Here is a 15,904-nt window from a genome sequence, read left to right as displayed (position 1 = left end):
GTCGTCGGAAATGAATAGATTAGATATAACTGTTGTGGGTGTTCCGCTTGATTACGGCCAAAGCCGCAGAGGTGTCGATATGGGCCCGAGTGCAATCCGTTATGCGGGCGCTATAAAAAGACTGGAAGCTATCGGACATACTCTTAAAGACGAAGGCGATATCCAAGTAAGTGCGATTGAGCGTACAGATCGTGCGAATACAAATTTAAAGAATCTTGAAGAAGTCGTCTCCGCAACGACAGAGCTTGCTGAAAAGGTGGCTGCCATTGTTGAAAAAGGAGAATTCCCGCTTGTACTTGGGGGAGATCATAGCATTGCCATCGGTACAATTGCAGGACTGACTTCGAAATATAAAAACCTTGGCGTTATTTGGTATGACGCGCATGCAGACATGAATACTGCAGAGACATCCCCGTCTGGCAATATCCATGGAATGCCACTTGCCGTCACAATGGGTCTTGGACATGAAAGACTGGTCAACATCTACAAAGACGGTCAGAAAGTGAAGCCTGAGAACATTGTCATCATTGGCGCACGTTCGGTCGATCCAGGAGAGCGTGCACTGATTAAAGAAAAAGGTGTCAAAGTATTCACGATGCATGAAATCGATCGTGATGGAATGACATCAGTCATGAATGAGGCAATCGAATACTTACAATCAAAAAATCTTGATGGTGTTCATCTATCACTTGATCTTGATGGACTTGACCCAATCTACACACCAGGCGTTGGGACTCCTGTTCAAGGCGGTATCAGCTACCGTGAAAGCCATCTGGCGATGGAAATGCTTGAAGACGCAGGAATCATCACTTCAGCAGAGTTCGTAGAAGTAAATCCAATCCTCGACGAAAAAAACAAAACCGGTGAAGTAGCAGTCGAACTTATGGGCTCATTATTCGGTGAAAAATTACTATAATCACAATGCATTGCTTGGAGCACTCCAAGCGGTGTTTTTTTATTCCAACCTACAATTCCAATAAGTAAGGAAATACTTCTCAAAGTTTGGTAAAATAAAAAATATACATAAAAAATGAAACCTGTTGAACCCTTCAACCGTATAGAAGGAACAGCCGCATAGAGCGGAGGATGAAAGTCATTGGATGAATTGGTCAATAAACGAATAAATGAAGTGATGAAAGGCAATCAGGAAGCATTCGGAGAGATTGTCACGCTTTTCCAACAAAGGCTGTACCAAGTTTGCTACCGGATGCTCGGAAACTCACAAGAAGCGGAAGACATTGCGCAAGAAGCGTTTGTTAGAGCGTATGTAAATATCCATACGTATGATCAAAAACGCAAATTTTCCACTTGGCTGTATCGGATTGCGACAAACTTATGCATCGACCGGATTCGAAAAAAGAAACCGGATTATTTTCTTGATGCGACAGTTCCAGGCACAGACGGACTAAATATGTATTCGCAAATTGCAGCAACGGGTGATCTGCCGGAAGAAGAAGTTGAACGTATGGAAACGCAAGATCGAGTCCAATATGAAATCAGCAGGCTTCCGGATAAATACCGAACTGTCATTATTCTACGATACATGGAAGAATTACCGTTGCAAGAAATCAGTGATATTTTGGAACTACCACTAGGAACCGTAAAGACCCGAGTACACCGTGGGCGAGAAGCTCTTCGGAAACAAATGGGTAATATGTAGGAGGGAATTAAGGATGAATACGTGTCAGCAACCAGTTATCCATTTAATGCACGCGTATTTAGACGGAGATATAAGCCGCGAAGACGAGCAGCTATTACAGGAACATTTGAATACATGTCCGCAATGTAAGGACATAATGGAAGAATTCAAAATGTCGGAGCTGTTCCTTCAGAGCGCATCTCCAATAGAGGCACCAGATGGTTTTGTCTCAGGCGTCATGTCACGTCTGCCAAAAGAAAAGTCGCAAGCGGGCATATCGCGCATTTTAAGAAGACACCCACTCATGGCAGCCGCAGCGTTATTTTTCTTGCTGATGAGTGCTACACTCTTTTCAAACTTCAGCAATAATCAGCAGTTTTCATTTACAAAGCAGCCGAATCTTGTCATCGAAGGGGAGACCGTTGTCGTTCCTGAAGGCGAAATCATAAAAGGCGATCTCGTCGTGAAGAATGGCAACATCCGCATCGAAGGGGAAGTGGACGGCAATGTGACCGTCATACGCGGCTCTAAATATATGGCTTCGACGGCAGTCGTCACCGGCAATATCGAGGAAATTGACAAAGCATTCGATTGGCTTTGGTATAAGATCAAGGAGCTTGTAAAGGATGTCATCCCATCAAAGGGCATCGAACCAGAAACAGAATAGATGAATTGAATGATCGGCTGCCCTGGAACAATTGCAGCCGATCATCTTTCATGTACGGCTTTTTCAAAGCATAGGCCAGTGCCTCTATGCTATACTAATGTATAAGAATTTGGGATGAAGGTGAGGGAAGCGCATGCCAGTTTGGGAAACGATTATAAGCTCAAGTCCGATTGAAATACTTAAAAATATAGTGGATGTGCTTCTCGTCTGGTTCGTCTTTTATAAATTGATCACAATCATTAAAGGTACGAAAGCCGTTCAACTTTTAAAAGGGATATTTGTTATCCTGTTCGCTCGTATGTTGACCGAATATCTTGGACTCGTTACATTGAAGTGGATGATGGACCAAGTGTTGATGTTTGGTTTCCTGGCTATAATTATCCTCTTCCAACCAGAAATACGTCGGGCACTTGAACAACTGGGACGAGGACGTCTGTTTGCACGCTCTGCGATGCAGGAAGAAGAGGAACGAGACAGGTTAATTGAAGCTTTCAACAAGTCGGTTAGCTATATGGCGAAGCGACGGATTGGTGCCCTTATTTCAATTGAAAAAGAGACCGGTTTAAGTGAATACATTGAAACTGGAATCCAGATGAATTCACATGTTACATCCGAATTACTCATCAATATTTTCATACCCAATACACCATTGCATGATGGTGCAGTCATTATTCAGAAGAACCATATTGCGGCAGCGGGTTGCTATTTGCCACTATCCGAAAATCCATTCATTTCAAAAGAATTGGGAACAAGACACCGGGCTGCGATAGGTCTTAGTGAAGTGACAGATGCTATCACGATCGTCGTATCTGAAGAAACGGGAGCAGTCAGTTTGACTGCTAACGGAGATATCAATCGTAATCTAACAATGGAAGAATTTGAAAAACAACTTCGTGAAACTTGGTTTGGTGCCGAGAGTGAAGATACTTCTAATCCGTTCTGGAAATGGAGGAAACGTAAATGATCGATAAGTTCATGGACAAACCGTGGTTTCTGAGGTTTACGGCACTGGCACTTGCGATCATCTTATTCTTTTCCGTACAAGTGGATGATGCCAAAACGAACCGAAATACAATAGGTGACACGTGGGATGCCATCCGAGATGTTCCTGTAGAAGTGTTCTATGACAATGAAAACCTTGTTGTTTCAGGTGTGCCTGAAACAGTTGACGTAACGATTGAGGGACCGGCAAATATCGTGCAGTCCACAAAATTGATGAAAGACTTTATTTTGAAAGTTGATTTGAGAAGTCTTCCGAACGGTAAGCATACCGTTCGTATCCAAACAGAAAACTTATCTGAAAAGTTGAATGTGAAATTGGAACCGGCTACTGTTGATGTTGTTGTAGAAGAGAAGATTTCTAAAACGTTTAAAGTAGATCCGGAATTGAATGAAAGATTACTTGCGGAAAGCTTTAATGTTGTAAAACTCGAAGTAGATCCGTCAGAAATTGAAGTGACAGGTGCAAAGAGTGTTATTGAAGCAATCGAATTTGTGAAGGTTTCAGCAACAGGAGATAAAGGTATTAATAAATCATTTGAACAACGCGCAAAGGTCCGAGTACTGGACCGTGAGCTCAACAAGTTGAATGTGACAATTGAACCTGCTGATGTAAATGTTAAAGTTGAAATCGAAGAGAATAGCAAAGAGGTACCGGTTATATTGCGTAAACGCGGTATGCCGGCAGACAATATAACAATCGATTCACTTACAACGGAGTTGAAGACGGTTAAGTTATATGGAGCAAAGAAAACGTTAGACTCAATAAGCAATCTAAACGTTGACGTCGACATTTCGAAAATTGTGGAAACAGGTAAATTCGAATTGACTTTACCGAAGCCTAAAGGTGTTTCAAAGATTTCGGAGGATAAAGTGACCGTTAATGCGGCAGTTACGGTTCAAACAGGAGAAGATCCTCCGCCTGATATATCAATGGATCCGCCTACAGAGGAAGATAGTAACGTGGACGTAACAAAAGAGTTCAAGGACGTTCCTGTTGCGGTGAAAGGGCTTGATGAAAAATACACAAGTTCCTTTCTTGAGCCTCCAAATGGTGTTGTAGATGTTACTGTCACAGCCAAACAAGATTTGATTAATTCATTGGAAAACTCGGATTTGACCGTGACGCTCGACGCATCGGGGACAGATTCTGAAGGAGAGCACAGCTATCCACTATCGGTGAATGCTCCAAATGGCGTCGCTTGGAAACTATCTGCTGTTGAAGTTACATTAGAAGTTAAACTGGCATAATGATGAAGAAGCTGTTAACTCAGCATTGAAAGGGAGAATGGATTATGACAACGTATTTTGGAACGGATGGAGTCCGTGGAATTGCCAATAAAGAACTGACACCTGAACTTGCATTTAAATTAGGGAGAATTGGCGGCCATTTATTAACGAGAGATTCACATGAGACGTCCCAAGTACTTGTTGGTCGGGATACGCGTATTTCAGGTCATATGTTGGAAAATGCATTAATTGCAGGTCTTTTATCCATTGGAGTAGAAGTGATGCGTCTTGGCGTTATCAGTACTCCAGGTGTCGCTTATTTGACCCGCGCGATGAATGCGGAAGCCGGCATAATGATTTCAGCTTCCCACAATCCCGTTGAAGACAACGGCATCAAGTTTTTCGGTGCAGATGGCTTCAAACTGACAGATGAGCAGGAAGAGGAATTCGAAAATCTACTAAACGAAGAAACCGACAATCTGCCACGTCCAACTGGCGGCGCTGTAGGTACCGTGACGGATTATTTCGAAGGTGGACAGAAATATATTCAATACTTAAAACAGACAGTGGACGAAGAGTTTACAGGTCTGCACATTGCGCTTGACTGCGCACATGGAGCAACTTCTACGCTGGCGACACATATTTTCGCAGATCTGGATGCGGATCTTACAACAATCGGTGCTTCACCGAATGGCCTTAACATTAACGATGGTGTCGGTTCAACACATCCGGACGGATTAAGTAAGCTTGTTGTTGAGAAAAACGCTGATATTGGTCTGGCATTCGACGGAGATGGCGATCGCCTTATAGCGGTTGACGAACTTGGCAGAGTCATCGATGGCGATCAGATTATGTTCATCATTGGCAAATTCCTTCATTCGAAAAATCGACTGAAATCCAATACGATTGTTTCAACGATAATGAGTAACCTTGGTTTCTACAAGGCGCTTGATGATAATGGCATGACAAGTGTCAAAACCGCTGTCGGAGATCGATACGTAGTCGAAGAAATGCGTAAAGGGAATTACAATTTAGGTGGAGAACAATCCGGACATATTGTTTTCCTAGATTTCAATACTACTGGAGACGGTCTGTTGACAGGCTTGCAACTCGTAGACATTATGAAAAAGACAGGTCGGAAACTATCTGATCTTGCGAATGAAATGACGATTTATCCTCAGGAACTTGTCAACGTCCGCGTGACAGATAAAAACAAAGTGGCAGACAATGAACGCGTCGTGGAAGTGATTAAGCAAGTGGAAGAAGAGATGGCCGGCAATGGAAGAGTCCTTGTCCGCCCTTCAGGAACTGAATCACTTGTCCGTGTCATGGTCGAAGCGACAGATCACGAAGCTTGTGAACGATATGTCACGCGCATTGCTAATGTAGTTCGTGAAGAAATGGGCACTGAAGCGTAAACATACGTTATTTTGTCATTCGAATCGTAATAACTCTTAGGCAATTTAATTGATCTGGAGGTATCGGAGATAATGAAGTTTGAACGCTATCGAAACGTACTTCGCGATCGATTGGAGCAGACATACGAAGAGTGGAAGAGCAAAAGTTACATTGCTGAACATGAATTATATGCATTTCTCTCCTCACTTATGGATACGGCTCAAGAATTAGATATGGGAGGCGTAGTCCACTTTTCAAAATCACAGCTGGAGAAACTTTCATCAAGCAGTGATAATCGAATTCCTTTCACTTCCTTGGGGAATTTCTGGGGACGTATGCGGGAAGTTGTTGAAATGGGTAAGGAACTGGCTAGTTATGATTTTTCAGAGGTGCCAATCGATCAATTTGAAGATGATGTTTTCATCTTAGTCATCGGTGACAGCCTGGAATTTGTCTCGTACATTAAAGAACTGATGGAGCGGCTAGGTGCGCAGGTATTGGTTGCGATGAGCGGTAAACGGGGCATCGAACAATTTTATTCGATGCGCCCAAACTATGTATTCACCGAACTTGACCTACCTGATATGTCGGCTTTTGACATATTGGACCAAATTGCTACAACCGCACTTATAAAACGTGTGCCGATTATGATTTTAAGCGAGAATTACACAAATGAAAATCGGATTGCGACTTATGAAAAAGGCGGAATGGAATTCATACGGATGCCGCTCGAGCTGGATGTATTTGTCCCCTATTTACTGAATCGTGAACATTTCAGAAAATCGATGGATGAATCTGTCTTTACCGACGGACTGACAGGTGTGGGGAACCGGCGCTATTTTGACGATTGTATTCAGGAATTCAGCAGTGTCACCCATCGTACAGGCCTGCCACATACACTTATTATGATGGATATTGATCACTTCAAAAAAGTAAATGATCGACATGGCCATATCTTGGGTGATAAAGTTTTGCGTAAGTTCGGTGAGATGCTGCTATCCGTAAAAAGAGAAGGCGATAAAGTGTTCCGTTATGGTGGGGAAGAATTCGCTGCGCTTCTCTCTAATACGACGGCAGAGCAAGCAGAAAAGCTTGTGAATAGGTACCACGAGATTTTTAATCAGCTTGTGTTTGATGCAGAGTCAGGTGCCTTTTCCATTACGTTCTCTGCAGGAATTGCACAGTATGATGGTGATGATAAAGAAATGGTTTTAACAGCAGACCGCGCATTATATGAAGCCAAGCGGACAGGCCGCGATAAAACGGTCATTTTTACAGCTGAAAATGTCAGTATGAAACGAAAACTACAAGTCATCATCGTGGACGATGATCTGTTTTTCCGGACAATGCTCTCCGATATGCTTGGTGGATGGACATCACCGGACATTGATATTAAAGTCAAGACTTTTGAAGATGGTCCCTCTTTCTTGGATTCGGATTGGTATCGCAACGATGTGAACTTCATCATACTGCTTGATGGTGTGATGCCACATATGGACGGTCTCGAAGTACTTGGCCGGCTGAAGCAAGTGAATGATGAGAAGAATGTGCTCGTGTCGATGATGACGGCACGAACGAGCGAAACGGATATTAAGATGGCCCTTTGGCTCGGAGCGGATGACTATATCATGAAGCCGTTCAAGCCTGATGAAGTTTTAGTGAAAATCCAGAACTTGGCTGCGCGCATGTTCAAATGAAAAATGGGAAGCAGAGGACAAATCACCTCTACTTCCCGTTTTTTGATTGTCTAGAAAACACGTTGAAATTTATTGCGGATAATGATGGCTGCAGAATTCAAAAGGAATAATGTCAGCAATAAAACGATAATTGTGGCGGCTGCGAGATTCGCGTATTCCGCAACGAGTGAAGCGTCAAGTGTCCAATAATAGATTTGCATCGGCAATACGGTAAACCGATCCATAATGCCACCGGGGAACGGAATGAGCAGTGCGGGAATACCAATAACGACGAGAGGCGCAGTTTCCCCGATTGCACGTGACAGTGATAGGATTGCGCCTGTAAGAATCCCAGGCAAGGCAGCGGGCAGAATGATTCGTTGTATCGTCTGCCATTTCGTAGCACCGACTCCGTAGGAAGCTTCACTCAAATAAAAGGGAATAGAGCGAATGGCTTCTTGACTAGAGACGATGACAATCGGCAAGATCAGAAGTGACATCGTCAATCCACCAGCAAGAACGACATTCCCGAGTCCTAGAGTCCTCACGAAAACGGTTAGACCAAGGATACCGTAAACTATCGAAGGGACACCGGCTAAGTTTGATATATTCGTCTGAATGAAGCCAACCAACTTCCCTTTCCTTGCATACATCTCCAAGTAAATGGCGGTCCCGACCCCTAAAAACATTGTTACAGGTGCGACAACGAGCATAAGCCAAAACGTTCCTAGAATTGCGCCCATAATGCCAGCTCGTTCAGGTTGGGTAGATAATTTTCCTGTTAGAAAATCTATGTTTATCGATCCGATTCCTTCCGTCACAACACGTACAAGCAAAATGACAAGGAAGAAAAGTCCGAAAAAGGCGGCTAGCATAAAGATGAATTTCGAAAACTGATTGAGAACAAGACGCGCTTTCATATGGCGCAACCGTATTTGTTCGCTCTGTTGCTGCATATTAGTATTCCTCCCTGAATTTCTTCGAAACTGATCGTGCAAGAAGGTTCATAAGTAGTGTGAAAACAAATAACGTCATTGCAACTGCGTACAAACTATAATAGACAGTTGAGCCAGTCGCGGCGTCTCCACCAGTCACTTCAACAATATAGGCGGTCATCGTCTGCATGGATTGCGTTACATCGAAGGTAAAATTCTTTGTACTTCCACTCGCTATTGTGACGATCATCGTTTCACCGATTGCACGTGAAATACCAAGGACGAACGATGAAATAATGCCTGATAAAGCGGCAGGAATCACTACGCGACGTGTCACTTCAAGTTTCGTGGAGCCTAAGCCGTAAGCCCCTTCGCGCATTGCGTTTGGAACGGAGCTCATCGCATCCTCTGATAGGGAGGCGATCATTGGGATAATCATGACGCCCATGACAATTCCGGGGCTCAATATATTCGTCGCTTGCAAACTAGGGATGAATTCCCGTAGTAGTGGTGTAACGAATGTAAAAGCGAAGAAGCCATAGACTATCGTCGGAACCCCTGCAAGCAGTTCAAGTAGCGGTTTAACAATTTTTCGTACTTTGGGAGAGGCATACTCGCTCAAGTAAATCGCCGCCATCAGTCCGATAGGGGCAGCGACCACCATAGCAATCAAAGATGAAGTAACCGTGCCCATCAACAAGGGAAGTACGCCGAATTCAGGATTCTGACTCAATGGTTTTAAGGTAGTCCCTGTGAAAAATTCCAAAAACGGAACCCGTCGGAAAAACTCGATTGTCTCGGATAGCAGTGTCCAGATTATGCCGAGTGTCGTCAAGATAGAAAGCGATGCGATAAGCATGAGGCCTATAGGGATGAACCGCTCAATTTTTCTGCGCAATGAATTACCGCGCTGGTTTTCGTCAATTATGGCACGAATACTGACCTGTTTAGTTTTTGTGAATTCACTGTTCATCGTAAGAGTTCCCCTTCCGCAAAGTTACAAGAGGATGAGAGCTGTCAGTAGCCCCATCCTCCAGTGAAAAGTGTTTGATTAGTTGAGGCCTTCTAAGAAGCTGATGACTTCCTTCACTTCAGTTTCAGGAATAGGTGCAAAACCTGTTTCCCCTGCAAATTTATTGATATTGTTCATAACGTAAATCGCATAGTCACGTACTTGCGGTTTCTCTTTTGCATGATTGACGTTCAAGTATGTGAAGACTGGACGAGTGAAGTCTGCGTAAGCACCGTCTTCTGCAATCGTATCAAGTGCTGGTTCAACGGGGCCATTACCGAAATCAACGCCCACAGCTTGAAGCTTCTCTTGATTGTTAACGTAATAACCGAATCCGAAAAAGGCGATGCCGTTCTTGTCTTCAGATACTAAGTTCACAAGTGTTGAATATTCTTGTTGCAAGTTTACATTGCTGTTCATATCTTGTTTGTCGAGAATTTTTTCATAGAAGAATTCATATGTTCCGTGATTTTCATTCGGTCCCATTGCATTGATCTTTTCATCTGGCCATTCTGGATTGATGTCAGACCACTTCTCAACATTACCGTCAGCTAGGAATATACTAACCAATTGTTCCGGTGTCATTTCATTTGCCCAGTCATTGTCTTTGTTGATAACGAATGTGAGACCATCTAGTGCTACTTTCAATTCCTTTACTTCAATGCCAAGCTTGTCCGCTTCAGCAGCCTCTTCGTCTTTAATTTGACGAGAAGCATCGTTGAAATCCGTTCCGTTTTCAACGAGGAACTTCTTGAAGCCAGCGCTTGTTCCTGCACGGCTCACTTCGACTGATACACCTTCTTGTTCGTTAATCATATATTCTTCAGCTAAGCGAGCCATTAACGGGTAAACCGTTCCAGATCCGTCGATGACAACACTGCCTTCGAGATCTTCAGCCGCAGAATCTTGTGCCGATGCTGTATTTTTATCAGGAGTCTTACCTGCTGCGCTATCATCCTTATTCGTATCATCCGCTTCTGTCCCGCATGCTGCGATGATTGCAGTAAGTGCTGCGACAATCATGAATAAAAGAAATTTGTTGACCTTCATGTAAAATTTCCTCCCCTAAGTAAATAATCTTTTATGGTATGAAAGGTTTTCCCTTTCACAATTACAGCATAACGAATGAATGTTAAGTGGATGTTGTTAAAATGTAAACGTTGTGTAAATATTAGTTTGATTTAAAAATAAAAACACTCAAGGTTTGATTCCTTGAGTGCGTATTCTGGTCTTAACCGAAACGTCCGTTGACGTAGTCGTCTGTCAGTGTATCTGCAGGATTGTTGAAAATCGTAGATGTTTGATTATCTTCGATGATTTCTCCGTTAAGGAAAAAAGCTGTGCGATCTGATATGCGGGCAGCTTGTTGCATATTGTGTGTGACGATTGCGATTGTGACATCGTTCTTAATGGATCGGATCAGTTCTTCGATTTTATGGGTCGATACAGGATCAAGGGCGGATGTCGGTTCATCCATCAGAATTACTTCCGGATCAATGGCAAGACATCTAGCGATACATAACCGTTGTTGCTGGCCACCTGAAAGACTGTATGCACTTTTATGCAAACGATCTTTTACTTCATCCCATAAAGCTGCTTTCTTCAAACTCTCTTCGACAATCATTTCAAGCATTGCTTTGTTACGGATACCATGCACTTTCGGTCCATAAGCGACATTTTCGAAAATCGACTTCGGGAATGGATTCGGTTTTTGAAACACCATCCCGACTTTGGAACGGAGTATTTCGACAGGCATGGATTTGCCTAATATATTATTTCCTTTGAATGTCACATTTCCGGAAATTGTCACATCTGCCGCCGTTTCAACCATACGATTGAGCGTCTTGAGAAATGTGGATTTCCCGCAGCCGGATGGTCCGATGATGGCAGTAACTTCTTTTTCATTGATAGCTAGTTCGATATTTTTTAGCGCGTGGGAAGTGCCGTACCAAAGATTGAGTCCATTGGTTTCATAAATTGGTTTCGCCCAATTCTCGTTGCGTACAACTGAAAATGCATTATCATGTATGCGTTCTTTCAAAATGTTCATATAGAAATCCTCCTAATAGTGGTGAGGCTTTTCTACAGTATAGGGGTGGATTGTTGAGGAGGTATGAAGGGAATGTAAAGGTTTTGTTAAATGGGGAGTTATGGAGTTTTGCGAGTGATTATGGACTTTTAGCTCGAGTTATGGACTTATAGGGGAAGTTATGGATTTTTGAGATGTTAGTTCCAAGTGAAAAGGCTACCCCGTTGTCAGGATAGCCTGTCGTTCATTCGAAAATATAATGGAGTGCTTTGACGGCCTGGTCGACGTTTTCGACGGTGGCGTGTGCTTTGCGTGATAGCTCTTTCAATGCATGGTGATGTTGCTCGGAACGGATGAGGATGAGGGGCTTGCCGAATGCGACGGCTGCACTCGCGTCCATAGCTGTGTTCCACTGCTTATATTGGTCGCCGAATAATGCGATGACAAGGTCGGCTTTCTTCATTAGAAGTTCGGTACGTAAATTATTAAAGTTTGAGGCAGCGGCATCTTTGAATATTGCGTTTGGTTGTTCACCTAAAATCTCTTCACCAATATTGTCAGAACGGTCGTGGTCCTCCATCGGCCCAACGAAATCGATTGGCAATTTCAGTGCAGCAACTTTCTGTTTTACTTCTTCACGCCATGCGGTATGAATTTCTCCTGCAAGATAAACGGTTAGTCTCATTAAAAATCCCTCCTACATTCGATAGCTCCAGTATAGCATTCTTACAGAGTGGGATTGCTCATTGTTGCTTGAAAGTTTAGAATAGGAAATAAGATGAGGGGGAATTGGCATGAAAACAATTTGGCATAATGGCAAGCTATATACAATGGATGGAGAAGGAGAAACCGTTGAGGCAATGCTTGTGAAAGACGGCAAAATTAGTGCGGTTGGGACATTCGAAGAATTGAAGAGTCATGCAGATGAGTCCGTGGATTTGGAAGGGGCTATATTGTATCCAGGCTTCATTGACAACCATATGCATATGATTGGGCATGGTCAGAAGTTGGTAAGCTTGGATTTATCGAAAGCGAAATCATCTGATGAGATGATGGACATGCTCGTGCATGCATATCCGAATTTGAATAAGGATGAATGGTTCATCGGTGAAGGATGGAATGAAAACAATTTCCCTACTAAAAAAATCTTTACACGCCATGAACTCGACGCGATTACGGAATCACCAATGGTTCTGAAACGGGCTTGCAGGCATGCAGCAATTGCCAATACAAAAGCATTGGAATTGGCCGGCATTACAAAGGATACGCCAGATCCAGAAGATGGCGTTATTGACCGTGATGACAATGGCGAACCGACAGGATTGTTAAAAGAAGGCCCAATGGATCGGTTGCTGCAACTTATTCCGGAGCCCACTGAAGAGATGCTGACAGAAGCATTGGCGAAATCCGTCAATGACTTATTATCATTAGGTCTAACGGGAGCAGTGACGGATGACCTTGGTTATTATGGGGATTATGATAATCCATTGCAAGCTTTCAAAAATGTCATTGGTGATGACAAGAAGAAGTTCCGTGCACATCTATTAAGAAGGTCAACTGTTTTCACAAAATTGATGGATGAACAAGCGACATATGATGAACCGTGGATTGAACCGGGTGAGATGAAGTTCTTCATCGATGGAGCGCTCGGGGCGCGGACTGCATTATTAAGTGAGCCGTATACAGATGCGCCTGAAACGTCAGGTAATGCAGTCGTTACGGATGAAGAAATTGATACACTTGTCGCGACTGCCCGGAAATACGGGGAAGCTGTGGCCATTCATCTAATCGGTGATTTGGCTGTCGAAAAAGCATTGGATGCCATTGAAAAGTATCCTGTACCGGAAGGGAAACGCGATCGGCTAATCCATGTGAATGTCCTGCGAGATGATTTAGTGGAACGGATGAAAAAACTGCCTGTCGTGCTTGATATTCAACCGGCATTTGTCCCGTCAGATTTTCCGTGGGTTATGGAACGTTTGGGCGAAAATCGCCTTGACTGGGCCTATGCATGGAAGCGGTTATTGGATGAAGGTTTCATTTGCGGAGCGGGGTCGGATGCGCCAATTGAAGAAGTCGATCCACTACTCGGTATTTACGCAGCGGTTACGAGGAGAAAGCCTGGAGAAACGCATGAAGGCTATTTGGCGAAGGAGAAGCTAAGCCGATTTGAAGCGGTTGGTTTATTCACGACTGGCAGTGCTGCTACAATTGGCAAAGCGTATTCCCGAGGGAAGTTGGTAGTCGGGTTCGACGCAGACTTTACGGTTCTGGATAAGGATTTGTTTGAAGTGGAAGAAGAGGAAATCTTGGATGCTGACGTAATTATGACGATTGTAGCGGGAGATGTCATGTATAAAAGATGAAGGCGTCTTAATAGAGGGAGGTTAAGAATTGAAGCGGTTTTTACTTGGAGTTGTGTGTGTAGCAGTTATTCTAGGTGGGTGTACGAATAAGCCGGATGTTGAGCAGTCAAATGCAAATCAGACAAACGAGATGGACGAACTGAAAAAGGAGATCAAACAACTCACATTGAAAAATCAAACGCTTGAACAAACGATAGAAGAGCAAAAGCGTGCACTCGAATCCACAGAAGTGGAAACACCAAGCGATGCAAATGAAGAGGTCGTCTTAATAAAAGCATCCGAAATTGAAAAGTATCCGCAAACGCTTTATAAAGAAATGAAGTTTGACGTCAATGGGGATGGTGAGGAAGAAATTATCGAGCTGTATGTGAATGCAGGGAAGATGGAAGATGGTCAATTTGCCTGGGATGATGGGCAGAACTGGTTGCTTGTTGTGAAAGACGGGGAGAAAACGTACCCACTTTTTGACGGCTATGTTCAGATGGGGACAATCGATTTCAGTACGGCAATCTTTGACAGAAAACCGGGAATAGTCATGTTCATGCGGCAGCACGGAGATCGAGTTGCGCAGAAATTCATGTACGATGAAAATGAGAGTGGATTTGTGCTAGAAACCTTTTATAAAAAAGAGAATACGCAAGATCACTACAATCAGTCTGCCTCGTTCGCTTTTTTTGAGGAAGCGCAGCAGATGATGAATACAGTTTTTACAACTAAGCTGGAAACGTTGCTAGAAGCCGGAGAGGATGTTCTTCAGGATTCAGAGAAGAGAAGGGCCATCGTAGAGCCGATTTATGTAGATGTAGAAAGTGCACAGCGAAAGCTGGACATAGTTGGTGAGCTGAATCCTCAGCTGATGATTTCTCTGGATAACGCGGCTAGTATTCTGTATCAAATGTCTAACAATACGCCGACAGCTGAACAAATGGAACAGCTGAAGTCAATCGTTGACGTGTTTAAGGAAATCGGAAATCATGAATGGGTCGATAAACAAGGGAATCGACTATATCCAGAAGTGAAAGAAAAACTTAAGACAATAGGATTTGATTCGTAAAATTTCGTGATGTGGCAACAGTTTTTAGCTGTTGCCATGTTTTATATCAATAGCATATGCGTGTTGCCATCAAGTATAGGGAGGATAGTTTACATGGAAGTATTTGTAAAGATCATACTAGTCCTTTTTGGTATGCTGCTTTTATATTTAGTCATATTTGCAGCGGTAAAGGATGCAATCGAAAAGTCTGAGGTAGGAAAATTACTTATAATGAAGTATGGAGACAAGAAAATGGAACTACCGGTTAGTGACGAAGAGATTGAAAAGGAATTCGATGAGCGTTTTTAGAACTTTACTTATTACGTACAAACTGTAGTACAAGCCGGGGATTGCTAGCGATAATGGATTGGTAGGTTATTAACATGGATATATTTATTGAAAAGCTAAATAGGTTAGATGCCGAAGATTTGTATAAGTTTGAAGTTGAAAATAGAGCCTTTTTCGAAGAAATGGTACCTACTCGGGGAGATGACTATTATATGCCTGAGATTTTTAAATTCAGGCATGAACGCTTGCTTGAAGAACAGGCTGAAGAGATTTCATGTTTTTATTTAATTAAAGATGAAGATGGTTCTATTCTAGGAAGGATTAATGTAGTTGATATGGATGAATCCCGTGAAGTTGCCTCTCTAGGCTATAGAGTTGGGAAGGCACATCTAGGCAAGGGGGTCGCTAAAAAAGCCTTGAGATTATTATTGGAAACAGTGAAAGAGCATGGTGTGAAACAAGTTAACGCGAAAACGACAACTACTAATATCGCATCTCAAAAAGTTTTAGAAAGAAATGGATTTGAGCAAATAAAAACCGGTGATGAAGAATTTGAAATGAATGGGCAGAAGGTGAAATTTGTTACCTATTTTTGGACCAGTAATGTGTAAGTAACTTGAGCACTTTGTAGA

Annotated in this window: 16 protein-coding genes; 11 read left to right on the top strand and 5 right to left on the bottom strand. The window is 43.0% G+C overall.

Translation table 11 applies throughout. The annotated features are described in order from the left end of the window. Positions 1 to 10: 10 nt before the first annotated feature. The 7 genes from rocF to QWT69_RS15520 all read left to right on the top strand — a co-directional run bounded on the left by rocF (position 11) and on the right by QWT69_RS15520 (position 7,630). Positions 11 to 916 (top strand): arginase, encoded by a 906-nt coding sequence (gene rocF, locus QWT69_RS15550; RefSeq protein ID WP_317967190.1) that lies wholly within the window; start codon positions 11 to 13, stop codon positions 914 to 916. A gap of 180 nt (positions 917 to 1,096) precedes the next feature. After that, entirely contained in the window at positions 1,097 to 1,660 is a 564-nt protein-coding gene (sigW, locus tag QWT69_RS15545) for an RNA polymerase sigma factor SigW (RefSeq protein WP_317967188.1), read from the top strand. A gap of 13 nt (positions 1,661 to 1,673) precedes the next feature. Further along, positions 1,674 to 2,306, top strand: a complete 633-nt coding sequence (locus QWT69_RS15540; protein WP_317967186.1) for an anti-sigma factor — start codon at positions 1,674 to 1,676, stop codon at positions 2,304 to 2,306. A 133-nt stretch (positions 2,307 to 2,439) separates the two neighbouring features. After that, positions 2,440 to 3,270 (top strand): diadenylate cyclase CdaA, encoded by an 831-nt coding sequence (gene cdaA, locus QWT69_RS15535; protein ID WP_317967184.1) that lies wholly within the window; start codon positions 2,440 to 2,442, stop codon positions 3,268 to 3,270. After that, positions 3,267 to 4,556, top strand: a complete 1,290-nt coding sequence (locus tag QWT69_RS15530) for a CdaR family protein (RefSeq protein ID WP_317967182.1) — start codon at positions 3,267 to 3,269, stop codon at positions 4,554 to 4,556. Before cdaA ends, QWT69_RS15530 begins: the two co-directional genes overlap by 4 nt. A 44-nt stretch (positions 4,557 to 4,600) precedes the next feature. Beyond that, the gene (gene glmM / locus QWT69_RS15525) at positions 4,601 to 5,953 is read left to right on the top strand and encodes a phosphoglucosamine mutase (RefSeq protein ID WP_317967180.1); all 1,353 of its coding nucleotides are present in this window, start codon (positions 4,601 to 4,603) and stop codon (positions 5,951 to 5,953) included. 72 nt (positions 5,954 to 6,025) lie between these two features. Continuing rightward, on the top strand, positions 6,026 to 7,630 hold the full coding sequence (locus QWT69_RS15520; RefSeq protein WP_317967178.1) for a diguanylate cyclase: 1,605 nt from the start codon (positions 6,026 to 6,028) through the stop codon (positions 7,628 to 7,630). A 50-nt stretch (positions 7,631 to 7,680) separates the two neighbouring features. Here QWT69_RS15520 and pstA read toward each other — a convergent pair whose 3' ends face one another. The 5 genes from pstA to QWT69_RS15495 form a co-directional block, all read right to left on the bottom strand. Continuing rightward, positions 7,681 to 8,529, bottom strand: coding sequence for a phosphate ABC transporter permease PstA (pstA, locus tag QWT69_RS15515; protein ID WP_431312348.1), 849 nt, complete (start codon positions 8,527 to 8,529; stop codon positions 7,681 to 7,683). 37 nt (positions 8,530 to 8,566) lie between these two features. Beyond that, positions 8,567 to 9,517 carry a phosphate ABC transporter permease subunit PstC gene (pstC, locus tag QWT69_RS15510; RefSeq protein ID WP_317967174.1) on the bottom strand — a complete coding sequence of 317 codons (951 nt, stop codon included), beginning with the start codon at positions 9,515 to 9,517 and terminating at the stop codon, positions 8,567 to 8,569. Between the two features lie 78 nt (positions 9,518 to 9,595). Beyond that, positions 9,596 to 10,606 carry a PstS family phosphate ABC transporter substrate-binding protein gene (locus QWT69_RS15505; protein ID WP_317967172.1) on the bottom strand — a complete coding sequence of 337 codons (1,011 nt, stop codon included), beginning with the start codon at positions 10,604 to 10,606 and terminating at the stop codon, positions 9,596 to 9,598. A gap of 181 nt (positions 10,607 to 10,787) precedes the next feature. After that, positions 10,788 to 11,606, bottom strand: a complete 819-nt coding sequence (gene pstB, locus QWT69_RS15500) for a phosphate ABC transporter ATP-binding protein PstB (protein WP_317967170.1) — start codon at positions 11,604 to 11,606, stop codon at positions 10,788 to 10,790. Positions 11,607 to 11,829: 223 nt separating this feature from the next. Next, positions 11,830 to 12,270 (bottom strand): YtoQ family protein, encoded by a 441-nt coding sequence (locus tag QWT69_RS15495; RefSeq protein WP_317967168.1) that lies wholly within the window; start codon positions 12,268 to 12,270, stop codon positions 11,830 to 11,832. 109 nt (positions 12,271 to 12,379) lie between these two features. Between QWT69_RS15495 and QWT69_RS15490 the strand changes: the two genes are divergently transcribed. From QWT69_RS15490 to QWT69_RS15475, 4 genes are all read left to right on the top strand, one after another. Next, positions 12,380 to 13,951, top strand: a complete 1,572-nt coding sequence (locus QWT69_RS15490) for an amidohydrolase (RefSeq protein WP_317967166.1) — start codon at positions 12,380 to 12,382, stop codon at positions 13,949 to 13,951. Positions 13,952 to 13,979: 28 nt separating this feature from the next. Then, complete coding sequence (locus QWT69_RS15485; RefSeq protein ID WP_317967164.1) at positions 13,980 to 15,005, top strand: hypothetical protein; 1,026 nt, start codon at positions 13,980 to 13,982, stop codon at positions 15,003 to 15,005. Between the two features lie 93 nt (positions 15,006 to 15,098). Beyond that, positions 15,099 to 15,293: a hypothetical protein gene (locus QWT69_RS15480; protein ID WP_317967162.1), complete on the top strand. Its 195-nt coding sequence runs from the start codon at positions 15,099 to 15,101 to the stop codon at positions 15,291 to 15,293. 74 nt (positions 15,294 to 15,367) lie between these two features. Further along, positions 15,368 to 15,883, top strand: coding sequence for a GNAT family N-acetyltransferase (locus QWT69_RS15475; RefSeq protein WP_317967160.1), 516 nt, complete (start codon positions 15,368 to 15,370; stop codon positions 15,881 to 15,883). Positions 15,884 to 15,904: the final 21 nt, after the last annotated feature.

Origin of the sequence: Sporosarcina oncorhynchi (assembly GCF_033304615.1) — a bacterium.
In the GTDB taxonomy this organism is placed as follows: domain Bacteria; phylum Bacillota; class Bacilli; order Bacillales_A; family Planococcaceae; genus Sporosarcina; species Sporosarcina oncorhynchi.
Note: the sequence above shows the minus strand (reverse complement) of the source record. Positions and strands in the feature narration are given on the sequence as shown.

What these genes read in the sequence shown, in the direction of transcription:
- cdaA (WP_317967184.1), top strand. Translation starts at nt 2,440, where the DNA reads ATGCCAGTTTGGGAAACGATTATAAGCTCAAGTCCGATTGAAATACTT.
- glmM (WP_317967180.1), top strand. Translation starts at nt 4,601, where the DNA reads ATGACAACGTATTTTGGAACGGATGGAGTCCGTGGAATTGCCAATAAA.
- QWT69_RS15490 (WP_317967166.1), top strand. Translation starts at nt 12,380, where the DNA reads ATGAAAACAATTTGGCATAATGGCAAGCTATATACAATGGATGGAGAA.
- QWT69_RS15475 (WP_317967160.1), top strand. Translation starts at nt 15,368, where the DNA reads ATGGATATATTTATTGAAAAGCTAAATAGGTTAGATGCCGAAGATTTG.
- pstB (WP_317967170.1), bottom strand. Translation starts at nt 11,606, where the DNA reads ATGAACATTTTGAAAGAACGCATACATGATAATGCATTTTCAGTTGTA.
- QWT69_RS15505 (WP_317967172.1), bottom strand. Translation starts at nt 10,606, where the DNA reads ATGAAGGTCAACAAATTTCTTTTATTCATGATTGTCGCAGCACTTACT.
- rocF (WP_317967190.1), top strand. Translation starts at nt 11, where the DNA reads ATGAATAGATTAGATATAACTGTTGTGGGTGTTCCGCTTGATTACGGC.
- QWT69_RS15540 (WP_317967186.1), top strand. Translation starts at nt 1,674, where the DNA reads ATGAATACGTGTCAGCAACCAGTTATCCATTTAATGCACGCGTATTTA.
- pstC (WP_317967174.1), bottom strand. Translation starts at nt 9,517, where the DNA reads ATGAACAGTGAATTCACAAAAACTAAACAGGTCAGTATTCGTGCCATA.
- pstA (WP_431312348.1), bottom strand. Translation starts at nt 8,529, where the DNA reads ATGAAAGCGCGTCTTGTTCTCAATCAGTTTTCGAAATTCATCTTTATG.
- QWT69_RS15530 (WP_317967182.1), top strand. Translation starts at nt 3,267, where the DNA reads ATGATCGATAAGTTCATGGACAAACCGTGGTTTCTGAGGTTTACGGCA.
- QWT69_RS15495 (WP_317967168.1), bottom strand. Translation starts at nt 12,270, where the DNA reads ATGAGACTAACCGTTTATCTTGCAGGAGAAATTCATACCGCATGGCGT.
- QWT69_RS15480 (WP_317967162.1), top strand. Translation starts at nt 15,099, where the DNA reads ATGGAAGTATTTGTAAAGATCATACTAGTCCTTTTTGGTATGCTGCTT.
- QWT69_RS15520 (WP_317967178.1), top strand. Translation starts at nt 6,026, where the DNA reads ATGAAGTTTGAACGCTATCGAAACGTACTTCGCGATCGATTGGAGCAG.